This is a genomic window from Ruminococcus sp. (assembly GCF_016287535.1).
Taxonomy (GTDB): Bacteria; Bacillota; Clostridia; order Oscillospirales; family Ruminococcaceae; genus Ruminococcus.
The window spans coordinates 1-12,338 of the sequence record NZ_JAEFAJ010000022.1; the positions used below are offsets into that span (position 1 = coordinate 1).

General features: G+C 47.1%; 12 protein-coding genes. 2 read left to right on the plus strand and 10 right to left on the minus strand.

What is annotated here, in order from left to right; genetic code table 11:
* A partial coding sequence (locus QZZ36_RS08890) for a dockerin type I repeat-containing protein (protein ID WP_295080206.1) occupies positions 1-466 on the plus strand: 466 nt, incomplete at its 5' end.
* 344 nt (positions 467-810) lie between these two features.
* Here QZZ36_RS08890 and QZZ36_RS08895 read toward each other — a convergent pair.
* From QZZ36_RS08895 to QZZ36_RS08920, 6 genes are all read right to left on the minus strand, one after another.
* Positions 811-2,499, minus strand: coding sequence for a SulP family inorganic anion transporter (locus QZZ36_RS08895; RefSeq protein WP_295080210.1), 1,689 nt, complete (start codon positions 2,497-2,499; stop codon positions 811-813).
* Between the two features lie 314 nt (positions 2,500-2,813).
* Complete coding sequence (locus QZZ36_RS08900) at positions 2,814-4,877, minus strand: ABC transporter permease (protein WP_295080214.1); 2,064 nt, start codon at positions 4,875-4,877, stop codon at positions 2,814-2,816.
* On the minus strand, positions 4,867-5,631 hold the full coding sequence (locus QZZ36_RS08905; RefSeq protein WP_295080218.1) for an ABC transporter ATP-binding protein: 765 nt from the start codon (positions 5,629-5,631) through the stop codon (positions 4,867-4,869). The genes QZZ36_RS08900 and QZZ36_RS08905 overlap by 11 nt, the downstream gene beginning before the upstream one ends.
* A 14-nt stretch (positions 5,632-5,645) precedes the next feature.
* Positions 5,646-5,867: a hypothetical protein gene (locus QZZ36_RS08910; protein ID WP_295080222.1), complete on the minus strand. Its 222-nt coding sequence runs from the start codon at positions 5,865-5,867 to the stop codon at positions 5,646-5,648.
* 243 nt (positions 5,868-6,110) lie between these two features.
* The gene (locus QZZ36_RS08915) at positions 6,111-7,133 is read right to left on the minus strand and encodes a sensor histidine kinase (RefSeq protein WP_295080225.1); all 1,023 of its coding nucleotides are present in this window, start codon (positions 7,131-7,133) and stop codon (positions 6,111-6,113) included.
* Positions 7,130-7,792 carry a response regulator transcription factor gene (locus tag QZZ36_RS08920; RefSeq protein ID WP_295080228.1) on the minus strand — a complete coding sequence of 221 codons (663 nt, stop codon included), beginning with the start codon at positions 7,790-7,792 and terminating at the stop codon, positions 7,130-7,132. The genes QZZ36_RS08915 and QZZ36_RS08920 overlap by 4 nt, the downstream gene beginning before the upstream one ends.
* A gap of 212 nt (positions 7,793-8,004) precedes the next feature.
* Between QZZ36_RS08920 and QZZ36_RS08925 the strand changes: the two genes are divergently transcribed.
* Complete coding sequence (locus tag QZZ36_RS08925; protein ID WP_295080231.1) at positions 8,005-9,609, plus strand: ATP-binding cassette domain-containing protein; 1,605 nt, start codon at positions 8,005-8,007, stop codon at positions 9,607-9,609.
* A gap of 46 nt (positions 9,610-9,655) precedes the next feature.
* Here the strand turns inward: QZZ36_RS08925 and QZZ36_RS08930 are convergent, their stop codons facing one another.
* From QZZ36_RS08930 to QZZ36_RS08945, 4 genes are all read right to left on the minus strand, one after another.
* Positions 9,656-10,369: an NAD-dependent protein deacylase gene (locus tag QZZ36_RS08930; RefSeq protein WP_295080234.1), complete on the minus strand. Its 714-nt coding sequence runs from the start codon at positions 10,367-10,369 to the stop codon at positions 9,656-9,658.
* A gap of 2 nt (positions 10,370-10,371) precedes the next feature.
* Positions 10,372-10,767, minus strand: a complete 396-nt coding sequence (locus tag QZZ36_RS08935) for a secondary thiamine-phosphate synthase enzyme YjbQ (protein WP_295080237.1) — start codon at positions 10,765-10,767, stop codon at positions 10,372-10,374.
* Positions 10,768-11,117: 350 nt separating this feature from the next.
* On the minus strand, positions 11,118-11,756 hold the full coding sequence (gene nth, locus QZZ36_RS08940; RefSeq protein WP_295080240.1) for an endonuclease III: 639 nt from the start codon (positions 11,754-11,756) through the stop codon (positions 11,118-11,120).
* Complete coding sequence (locus QZZ36_RS08945; protein ID WP_295080243.1) at positions 11,756-12,109, minus strand: hypothetical protein; 354 nt, start codon at positions 12,107-12,109, stop codon at positions 11,756-11,758. The genes nth and QZZ36_RS08945 overlap by 1 nt, the downstream gene beginning before the upstream one ends.
* Between the last annotated feature and the right edge of the window lie 229 nt (positions 12,110-12,338).

Genomic DNA, 12,338 nt, shown 5'->3' on the forward strand with positions numbered 1-12,338 from the left:
GAGAAGCTGGAGAGCTAATCAGAACGGCGGTTCACCGCTTCCGTTCAGCAACTACCAGCCTAAGTCGTTCTACAACAATATTCTTGCTCTTGCTAACAAGATCGATCCTCCTGCAGCTGCGACAACAACAACTACTACAACTACTACCACTACAACAACTACTACAACTACAACCACAACCACTACTACAACACAGCCTACAACTACAACAACTACGACCACAGCTCCTCCGGCTGGTCCTTCAATGCAGCTCTGGGGCGACGCTAACGGTGACGGTTCACTTGATATGGGCGACGCAGTTCTCATCATGCAGGCACTTGCTAACCCCAACAAGTACGGCGTAGGCGGTACTGATTCACGTGCTCTCACAGAACAGGGCAAGGCAAATGCAGATGTTGACGGCGACGGTCTTACAACAAACGATGCAGTTGCAATTCAGGAGAAGCTTCTTGGTCTCAGGAAGTAATTGAAATATAAGTTATTTATTTCGCATTTATAATATAAAAAAACCGGCAGAGGAGAGGGACACTCTCCTTCGCCGGGATTTTTTCAAAAAAATCCCGATACCGAAGAACACTGAAAACTCCGGTACCGGTTCAATGAGGATGATTTTCAAAAGCCTTCGCAGGCTAAGCGGAAAGCACTAAAAAGCTTTCAACTACTTGAAGAATGGAACCTATATTACCATTCTCTGTGATATATGATATCACTTTCAGCAGCTGTTATCAACTCACTTTTTGCAGATTAAGTGGATAAATTGCAGATGTTATAGCATTTCGATGAAAAAGGCGGACTTTAGTCCGCCTTTTGTTATGCTCTTTTGGCTGAAATTTCTTTTTCCAGCGCTTCAGCTCTGAGAAGTGCCGTATCAATGTGGTCACAGAAATTCTCCCTGCCTACCTTTTCGATGAAGCCGGCTTTGGTCATGACCTTCATAGGCTGCTCGTTTACGTGAGAGAATACCACCTTTACGTTGTGGCGCTCACAGCGCTTGACTATGCGCATGAGGGCTTCGACGCCAGTAGCGTCCATAGCAGGTACGTTTCTCATTCTTATGCAGAGGACGTCGATGTTCCTGTCGCTGAGGACGTATTTGTACTTATCGGACGCTGCGAAGAACATAGGACCGTTTATCTCGAAAACCCTTGTATTCTTCGGTATCTTCTTGAGGAGGATATTATCGGGGTCAGTGTCTTCGTCGTCAACGTCCACCCATGCGTGAGCCTCTGTAACGTCAGCCATACGCTTCATGAAGAGGAGAGCAGCCATTACCATGCCTACGCCGATAGCAACAACGAGGTCGAATACTACTGTAAGTATGAGAGTTACGAAAAGTACGGCGATATCGCTCTTCGGAGCGGTCTTTACTGTGTTTCTTATATTTCTCCAGCCGCACATATTATAAGCTACTATAAAGAGTATAGCCGCGATAGTAGGCATAGGGATAAATGCAGCATAAGCCATGAGACGTACCAGTATGATAACGAGTACCACAGAGTGTACCATGCCGGCGATAGGAGTACGTCCGCCGTTCTTTACGTTTGCGGCAGTACGTGCGATAGCTCCTGTAGCGGGGATACCGCCGAAGAAGGCGGAGCCGATATTAGCTGTACCCTGAGCGATGAGCTCCATATTGGAGCGGTGCTTTGAACCTACCATACCGTCTGCGACAACGCATGAGAGAAGAGACTCAACAGCTGCGAGGACCGCGATAGTGAAAGCATTGGGGATAAGAGCCCTTACTCTTGCGAAGGTGACCTCCGGCACGGTCAGCTTTGGGAGAGAATTTGATATGGTATAGAGGTCTCCGATAGTGTTTACCTTGATACCGCTGAGCTTTACTATAGCCGAACAGACTATGACGGCAATGAGGGAAGCGGGGATCTTCTCCAGCTTTTTCGGCCAGAGTACAAGAATCGCAAGTGAGATAACACCGATAAGGAGGGCCTGCCAGTTGATAGTGCCGATACAGGTGAATATCTCCTTTACCTTGTCAACGGTCTCGATAGGCTTGTTTCTGAAGGTGAGCCCCAGGAAGTCCTTGACCTGTCCGATGAGAATGGTCACGGCGATACCGAAGGTAAAGCCGGTGGTTATAGTGCCGGGTATGTATTTTATGAGAGCGCCGAAGCGGCAGAAGCCCATTACAATAAGTATGATACCTGCCATAATTGCCGATATTGCAAGACCGTCCATGCCCTCGACCGCAACTATGCCTGCAACTGTAGTTGCAAAGGCAGCCGTAGGACCTGCTATCTGCACACGGCTTCCGCCAAGGAATGAAACGATAAAGCCTGCGATTATAGCTGTGTAAAGACCCTGCTCAGGACCCACTCCCGAAGCGAGAGCAAGCGCGATAGAAAGGGGCAGAGCGATGATAGCGACGATTATACCGGAGATAATGTCCTTGATGAACTGCTCCTTGGTATAGGTCTTCATAACCGAGAAAAGCTTTGGTTTGAGCTTTTCCTCCGTTGGTTTCAATGCTTTTTCAGCCATTTTACTAACCTCTTTTACATTATATTTCCAAAAAAAGACACGCAACGCTACTATTATACTACTTATAATAGCGGTTTTCAAGAGATTTTTGACAGGGAGCAAAATTTTGTCGGATTATATATATTCATGTCGGCTGAGGAGAAAAGGATTGAGCAGAATGAGAAATTAGTAATATATTCACAAAAATCAAAGTACCATTTTGTGCATTGCTACAAAGCTGAAAATTGATATTTCACTCTCAACTCTCCACTCTGAACTAAAAAACAAGGCGGCTTCCCTTTACGGAAAGCCGCCTGAACTATATCATGAAAAGCTTACTTTTGTTCTCTTGTTATCGCCTTGCTTCCGAGGAAGGTGAGCAGGAAGTATCCGCCGTATATCGCTATGAGTACGATCGCGGTGAAGATAACGGGTTTTACATAATTCTCCGTTACGAGCAGATCAAGTCCAATCTTGGCAAATCTCATGCCCGCATAGGAGTGGAGACAAGCCAGCAGCAGCGGCAGCAGGAAGAATATTCCCGACTGACGGAATATGGACTTGGATATCTCCTTTTCCTCTACGCCAAGCTTGCGGAGCATGGTATATCTCGCCATACTGTCGGCGCTTTCAGAGAGCTCCTTCAGTGCCAGTATAGCGCCGCAGGATACAAGGAATATGAAGCCGATATAAAGTCCGAGGAAGGTAACCACAGCGCCTATGCCTATGGCATTATTGGCAGCTTCGATCTTTGTTTCTAATCCCTGCATCGAGCCGTAATTTGTGTTGCTCTGAAACCAGTGCATAACATAAGTCCAGTGGTCCCTTGCTGTTTGTTCTGCGGCTTCTCTGCCTTTTTTGTCTGTGGCATTGTAGTTTCCGACGAAATAATCAATTCCGCGGTATTTCTCGGATACAGCATCGTCGGGAACTATTATCGTACCTGTATTTGAAGCCTGCATATCGGGATAGAACGAGCTCAGTATACATTTTTTTGAGCCCGGCTTGAAAGTATTTCCGAAAACGGTTATTTCGGTGCCGTCCTCAAGGAGCTTATCGTACATCTCCGGCATTCCCGCGGCATTTGCGCTTACAGCGTATTCGCCGTCGCCGAGCTCTATCTGCTTTTGTCCGTAGAGCTCCATAATTGCGTTGTAATCACTGAGCTTCAGGAATGAGATATCAAAATTCATCATTGAATATATGCTCACTGAACCGCTTGTCAGTTCGTCTTTTCTGTCACCGGCAAAGGTGTCAAAGGTGAAGTTGCTTTCTATGTAGTCATGGAAGTGGTGATACTCTCCGAAATCGTCGTAAATGCTCATATTCTGCTGAGCATATACATCGTCGATATCGCCTGTTCTGTATGAGGAATCATCTGAGGAATCATGAATATGAAGAGAAAAGCGTCCGTAAAAATCAACAGGGAAATTGTCCTCAACGCCCTTGTTCAGTGAGTTCCTGATAGTGAACGCGGTTGATAGCGTGCATATTGTCACAAAGAGCATAAGGCAGATGACCGTCATGGAAGCGATAGTGGTATTTATCTTGCTGCTTATCTGACGGAAGGTGAAGCTGTTCAGACCGCGGTGATATACCCCCTTTGCGGACATGATAACTCTCAGGAGCATTCCCGATACCGACCAGAAGATAAAGAATGTGGAAACGATTCCTGCAAGTATTGCAAGACCTATCCTTTTTTCATTGAGGTGTTCAAAGTCCCAGCCCACTGTATGATATGCCCATACGAGAACTGCTGCGGAGATAAGGAATACAACAACGCAGAGCCACGGGTTCTTCATGGTTATCTTTTCCGAGCGCTTGCCGGAGTTCATAAGTGTGATGAGTCTGCACTTGCTGATAACGAAGCCGCTCCTGAGCATTACGACCAGGTACATAATGCCGAAGTAAAGGATAGTTTTGGTTATCGCGGAAGCCGAAACAGTGAACCTGTAGTTGTTCATGTCGGCTTCAAAGAGGTTAGCCACGACTGCGCTCATTACCTGCGAAAGTCCCACTCCAATGAGCAGTCCCACAATGAGGGAGCCTATGCCGATGATAACGGTTTCGCAGAGCAGGAGAGCGGATATCTTCCACTTGCTCATGCCCATCATCATATACAGGGCGAACTCCTTGTTGCGGCGCTTCATCAGGAAGCGGCTGGCATACACGATAAGAAGTCCGAGGACTACGGCAACGAATACGCTTACGCCGGAAATAGCCGTTGTGAGTATCTTTATTATCTCACGCTGTGTTTCGTTGACTCTGATGAAAGCGGTCTGTGTCTCTATGGCGTTGAAAACGTAGAATACCGCGACACCGAGGACAAGGGTGAAGAAGTATACTGCGTAATCCTTTATGCTTTTGCGGATATTGCTGAGAGATATCTTAAAGAGCATCGCTCATGTCACCTCCCAGCAGGGTAACTACATTTATTATCTTGTCGAAGAACTGCCTGCGGCTGTCGCTGCCGCGGATTATCTCGTTGAAGAGCTTGCCGTCCTTGATGAAGAGAACTCTTGAAGCATAGCTTGCGGTGAATGAATCGTGAGTTACCATTATTATAGTGGCGTTATGCTCCCTGTTGAGATAATTGAAGCGCTCAAGCAGCATTTTTGCGGACTTTGAGTCGAGAGCGCCTGTGGGCTCGTCTGCGAGTACGAGCTTAGGCTCGGTAACTATGGCTCTTGCCGAGGCAACTCTCTGCTTCTGACCGCCCGACATCTGGTAGGGATACTTGCTGAGAACGTCTGTGATACCGAGCTGTTCTGCCACATTCTTTACAGCCTTGTCGATATCCTTTGCGGAGCGTTTCTGTATTGAAAGGGCAAGGGCGATATTCTCGTAGGCAGTAAGGGTATCCATAAGGTTGAAGTCCTGAAAGATAAAGCCGAGCTTATCACGGCGGAACTTATTCAGTTCCTTTCCCTTGATGGCGGTTATATCCGCGTCCTCAAGGAAGATATGACCGGCGGTGACCCTGTCGATAGTTGATATGCAGTTCAGGAGAGTGGTCTTTCCGCTTCCTGAAGCGCCCATAATGGCGGTAAATTCACCCTTTTCGACGCTGAAGGAGATATCGTCCACAGCCTTTGTGAGACTTGATCTGCTTCCGTAGTATTTTTCTACATTTTCCAATCTGAGTAATGACATGGCTGTATCTCCTTTTATGCTTCGAGTCTGTTTTCGTGTTTTCTGATGCACCAGCTGCAAAGGAAGTTGACTGTAAATAAGCTCCAGAAAATTCCGTCCATAAGGTTTCTGAGGTGAGGATCAACAGCTGCTCTGCCGCTTATTATTTCGTAGATCTCTATACACGAAACCGGTATAACGAAGATGCTGCTGACGATGCAGAGGATCCTGATAATGTTTGATGTAAGCTTTTTCATAAGATCAATTCCTTTCGGTATCTTTATTTCCGGGAGCTGTTCTCCCTTTCCATGATCTTATTATACATCATGCAGTACCTTTGGTCGTGTTTTTAATATTACGCAACATTACAGTTCTGTAATGTAGATCATAATTTTGCGGAGCCAAATTATGATCTGAGCCGTTAGCCAATTGTAAGGGCGCACACTGTGCGCCCGACAGTAAAGCGGCGAAGCCGCTTCATAATGGCTAAAAGCTAAAGGCTAACGGCTGTTTATAAGGTAATGCTCATTCTTTGCAAAAGCAATGGTGAATTCCGTAAAGCTGCCGCGCTCCGAGGTCACGGAGATACTGTGTCCGAGACGGTCGCAGAGGCTTTTCACTATAAAAAGTCCCATACCAGTGGACTTTGCGTAGGTGTGACCGTTTTCGCCGGTAAAGCTCTTGTCGAATATGCGCGGAAGGTCGCTTTCGGGAATTCCCGCGCCGTTGTCGCGGAAATGCAGCAGCACTCTGTCCTGAAGCTCTTCTGCGGAAATATGTATCACGGGCTCGCGGTCCTTTACCGTATATTTAAGGCTGTTTGCCATGAACTGTCCGAGTATGAACTCCAGCCATTTCCCGTCAGTCATGACAGATATGTCCAGTCCCCCGGTCTCTATAGATGCATCTGCAAGCTGTACTGATTCGCGGTTTTTCAGAGCAACATTGGCTACAGTGCGCTTCAGGGGCGTTTCTTTAATAATGTAGTCTTTTTCGGCATTTTCCGAGCGGGCGTAGTAGAGCACCTGATCGGTGTATGCGTCTATCCTGCGGAGCTGTTCGAGTGATTTTTCGCCGAATTCTCCGTTGTGATTGTGAGCCATCAGCTGTAGACTTGCCACAGGCAGCTTTACCTCATGCACCCACATTTCTATGAATTCACGGAAATCAGCGGAGCTTCGCTTGTATTCCGCCACGTATTCGCACATAGCCTTGTTTGCTTCATAAAGAGCGTCGTAAGTTATACCGCCCTCAAGGAAGGTGGGTCTGCTTATCATTTCATGTATCAGGTATTTCTTGTCCAGTCCGTCGAGCTTTGAGCGCAGGTTGTCGTAGAATCGGTGTTTGCGCATATAGCCTGTGATCTCGGCGGATATGATGAAAAGCAGGAACAGCGATTCAATAAAGGCAGCGAGCTGTCCGCTGACCCTGTAGGCAGTCAGAAAGAGCAGTATCATTCCCGCGAATAATGCGGCTATGATGTAGAACCAAAACCGGTCCTTTAAATAACTTCTCAGTTTCATTTCAGTATATACCCCTGCTTCTTTCTTGTTTCGATAGCGTCTTCGCAGCCAAGCTCCGCAAGCTTTGAGCGCAGACGGCTGATATTGACGGTGAGGGCGTTGTCGTTGACGAATTCCTCGTTGTCCCACAGAGCGGTCATGAGGTCGTCACGGGTGACGATAGAGCCCTGTCTGTCAAGCATGAAACGGAAAATTATCATTTCGTTCTTTGTCAGAGTCATTTCGCGGCTGCCGTCTGTAAGGCTGCCCTTTGCGTCGTTGACCTGAAGACCGTTATAGGTCTGCACTGCCGCAGTACCTGCCGCGCGTTTAAGTACGGCAGATATGCGCAGGAGAAGTATGGTCGGGTTATACGGCTTTGTTATGTAGTCGTCCGCGCCGTAGCTCATAGAAAGAACCTCGTCCGTTTCGGAGGTCCTGCTCGTGACCATTATCACGGGGGTATCGCATTCTCTGCGTATCTCCTTCAGGAGCTCCTCACCGTTGAGGTTAGGGATATTTATATCCATAAGAATAAGGTCCGCGCGGGCGGAAAGAATCTCAGCCTTTGAGTTTGAGAAGTCCGTCAGGTATTCGGCTTCGTAGCCGGAATTGCGGAGGAGCTCCGCAAGCTCCTCACGGATAGACCTGTCGTCTTCAACAATATATATCCTGCTCATAAGTCACCTCATAATAAATGCTCTATAATGAATGCTTTGCATTCATTATAGCATAATATGGAGAATAAAACAAGGGAAGCTTTCGAAGCTCCGGCTGAGAAGTGCAATGTTTTTCTTTACAATCCGTGTAGGATGTGGTATAATGGAACTTGTTGTGCGGCAAATCATAATTTAACGCCGCAGGCGTTAAATTCAATTCGGAAGGAGTAAATATGATAACAGTAAGTAATGTGAGCGTGCAGTTCGGCGGCTCGACACTTTTCAAAAATGTAGACCTTAAATTCACAAACGGTAACTGCTATGGCGTTATCGGCGCAAACGGAGCAGGAAAATCCACATTTCTCCGTGTTCTCTGCGGTGAGCTGGAGCCTGCCTCCGGTGAGGTCATCATGCCGAAGGAAGAGCGTCTCAGCGTTCTCAAACAGGATCACTTCGCTTATGATGAGTACACTGTGCTGGATACCGTAATAATGGGAAATGCCAGGCTTTATGAGATAATGCAGGAAAAGGATGCCCTTTATGCAAAGGAGGACTTCTCCGAGGAGGACGGTGTAAAGGCTTCCGAGCTTGAAGGCGAGTTTGCAGAGCTCAACGGCTGGGAGGCTGAGTCCGACGCTTCAAAGCTCATACAGGGTCTTGGGCTTTCAGAGGATATACTTTACTCTCAGATGTCCTCCCTTTCGGGTAACGAAAAGGTAAAGGTCCTGCTTGCTCAGGCGCTTTTCGGCAATCCGGACATAATACTCCTCGACGAGCCCACCAACCACCTTGATATCGACGCAGTGCGCTGGCTGGAGGAGTTCCTCTCCGAATACTTCGGTACGGTCATCGTCGTATCCCATGACCGTCATTTCCTTAATAACGTATGCACTCATATCGTTGATATCGACTACAACAAGATAAAGATGTACGTTGGCAACTATGAGTTCTGGTATGAGTCCAGCCAGCTTATACAGCGCATGATAAAGCAGCAGAACAAGAAGAACGAGGAGAAGATAAAGGAACTCAAGGACTTTATCGCCCGTTTCTCGGCTAATAAGTCGAAGTCCAACCAGGCGACCTCCCGCCGTAAGCTTATTGAGAAGCTCACTGTTGAGGAGCTGCCGGCTTCAAGCAGAAGATATCCGTTCATAGGCTTCGATATGGACAGGGAGCTGGGCAAGGATATACTTCAGGTGGACGGACTTACCAAGACAGTTGACGGTGTAAAGCTCCTTGATAATGTCAGCTTTACTCTCGGCAGGACTGACAAGGTAGCTTTTGTCGGCGAGAGCGAGCAGGCGATAACTATGCTGTTCAAGATACTCATGGAGGAGGAGCAGCCGGATTCAGGCAGCTTCAAGTGGGGCGTTTCGGTGACTACTTCGTATATGCCTGTGGACAACTCTGAATACTTCAACGGCTGTGAACTCTCTATACTCGACTGGATACGCCAGTACTCCGTAAAGGACGAAACGGAGACTTACCTCCGCGGATTCCTCGGACGTATGCTCTTCTCCGGTGACGATGTATACAAGCCTGTAAATGTACTTTCCGGAGGCGAAAAGGTGAGATGTATGTTTTCGCGCATGATGCTTTTCGGCTCCAATGTACTGGTGCTTGACCGTCCTACGAACCACCTTGACCTTGAGAGCATAACCGCTGTAAACAACAGCCTTATAAATTTCAAGGGAGTTGTGCTCCTTGCGTCACACGACCATGAGATAATGCAGACTACCGCGAACCGCATAATCGAGATACTGCCTCAGGGCTGTCTTGACAGACAGGGTACGTATGAAGAATTCATCGACTTCAAAAAGGAAAACGGACTAATGTAAGAAAAGCCTTACAGCGCTGTATGCGCTGTAAGGCTTTTAAGTTTTTTCAGATACGTGAGAATACTTCTCCTATCCTGTCGCACACGAGAAGGTCGGCATTTTTGTCCATCTGTGTGGGAGACATATTGATTATGACGAGATTATTCCCCTTGAAATAGCGGATAAGACCTGCGGCGGGGTATACGTTCAGCGAAGTTCCGCCGATTATGAGAGTGTCCGCGGACGCGATAGCCTGTACTGCGCCGTTGACAGTGTCATTGTTGAGAGCCTCTTCATAAAGGACCACATCGGGCTTTATAATGCCGCCGCAATCGCATTTCGGCACACCCTCTGAGTTGATTATATATTGAACATCGTGGAATTTTCCGCATTTTGTGCAGTAATTGCGCAGAACGCTGCCGTGGAGCTCATACACTGTTTTACTTCCGGCTGCCTGATGGAGTCCGTCTATATTCTGAGTAACTACAGCTGACAGCTTTCCCTGCTTTTCAAGCTCTGCAAGCTTCAGATGAGCCGCATTGGGCTTTGCGTCGAGGCAGAGCATTTTCGCACGGTAAAAGCGGTAAAACTCTTCTGTCTTATTTACAAAGAAAGTATGGCTCAGGATAGTTTCGGGGGGATAGTCCCACTGCTGACTGTAAAGACCGTCAACGCTGCGGAAGTCGGGTATGCCGCTTTCCGTGGAAACACCTGCGCCGCCGAAAAAAACGATACTGTGAGAATCCTGTACTATTTCCGAAAGCTTTTCGATATTATCCATAATTATTCTCCCATTACCTTAACGTAGAATTTTCTTGTTCTCGGTCCGTCGAACTCGCAGAAGTAAATGTCCTGCCATGTTCCGAGGAGCAGCTTGCCGCCTGTGATAATAATAGTTTCGCTTGCGCCTATTGCCGAGGACTTGATATGAGCGTCGGAGTTCCCCTCAGCGTGGCGGAATGACTGGAGTTCCGGAAAGAATTTGTCAAGCCCCTTTATAACGTCGGTCTGTACGTCGGGGTCAGCGTTTTCGTTTATGGTGATCGCTGCGGTGGTATGCGGACAGAATACGATACATATACCCTCAAGGACACCGCTTTCCTTTACTGCTTCGGTTACTTCATGTGTGATATCGACGAGTCCCTCTGAGGGAGTGCTGAGTTTAAAGTTGAATAGCATGATGATCTCCTTTCGTAAATCAAAATTTAACGCAATAACTTACTGAGCGTATTAACGGGATTCCAAAGGGACTGTGTTCCTTTGGCGGAGTCCAGAGGCAGCGCCTCTGGTCGCTGTTCACAGCTTTTAAAGAACAGCGAAATAATACGAAGGCGCTCCGCAAGGGTGAATTCCGAAAACAATCCAGTGAATTGTTTTCGGAAGAGGGACGCCCTGCAAGAGAGGGCGTCCCTTAATAGGACGTCGAGTGACTCCCTGCTGTGCAGGGAGATGTCCGTAGGACAGAGGGTACGTGCATCTGTTGGCTGCGCCGTCCCCTGCATTTCTGGCAGATAATATCCACCCCTACACTAAAGGCTAAGGGCTTCAAAATATTTGCAGAAATAACTGAGCGGACATTTTTCGCATTTAGGCTTTCTTGCATTGCATATATCACGTCCGAATTCCACCGTCCTGTGGCAGAAATCGGAAGAAATATCAGGAGGTATGAGCTTTACGAGGTCCTTTTCCACCTTTGCCGGCTCCTTGTTTTTGGTAAGTCCGAGACGCCCCGTGATACGTATACAGTGGGTATCAGTTACCATTGCGGGTTTGCCGAAGACGTCGCCGAGCATCAGGTTTGCGGTCTTTCTGCCTATCCCCGAAAGCGTTAGCAGCTCCTCCATAGTATCGGGGACCTCTCCGCCAAAGTCGTTTATAAGCTGTGACGCCATTTCCTTCAGGCTCTTTGCCTTGTTGTGATAGAAGCCGCAGGGCTTCACGTCCTGTTCGAGCTCTGCTATATCAGCATTTGCAAATGCTTCGAGGGTAGGGTACTTCTTGAACAGGGTTTCCGTTACCACATTCACCCGCGCGTCAGTACACTGTGCGGCGAGCCTTGCCGCAAACATCAGTTCATAGGGCTTTGTATAATTCAGCGTGCAGGAGGCGTCCGGATAGAGCTTTTCAAGCTCCTGCACGGCAAGCCTTGCGATCTCTTTTTTTGTCATCAGGAGTTCTCCTTGGATTTTCTCTGTTTTTCGAGGATACTGTCATATACCCTGTACATTTTCTGCACTGTATTTTCGAGAAAGTAATAATGCTTTATGTAGAATATCAGCAGTACGAGTATCATTGTAACGAGTATCAGCACGGGGATATTAGGCGTAAAAACAAGCACTGCAATGAATACAGCAAGGATGATCGAGAAGAGCATAGTCACAAGAAAATGGACTATTCTTTCATGCTGCATAAAGGCTATTTTGTCGAGATGCTCGGACATTATATCATCGAGCTCTGAATCGCTGCAATTATCAAGCTTTTTCTGAATGTATTTCATGTAACTGGTAAGATATTCAGTCATTCTTTTCACTCTCCCATGCACAAAGTAAACGAATCTTATATAAAATTATACACCTTTTTAGCGATAATGTCAACGCTTTTCGGCTTAAAGATAGTATATTAACTGCTATATTTAACAAGAAGTAATTTAAGTATGATTTAATCCGGCGGTTGGAGCTTGTGCTTAAAAAAACGGCTCCCGATTGTGCGTGTATACGAATTTTTTTAAAGATATGAAAACAATCTTCACC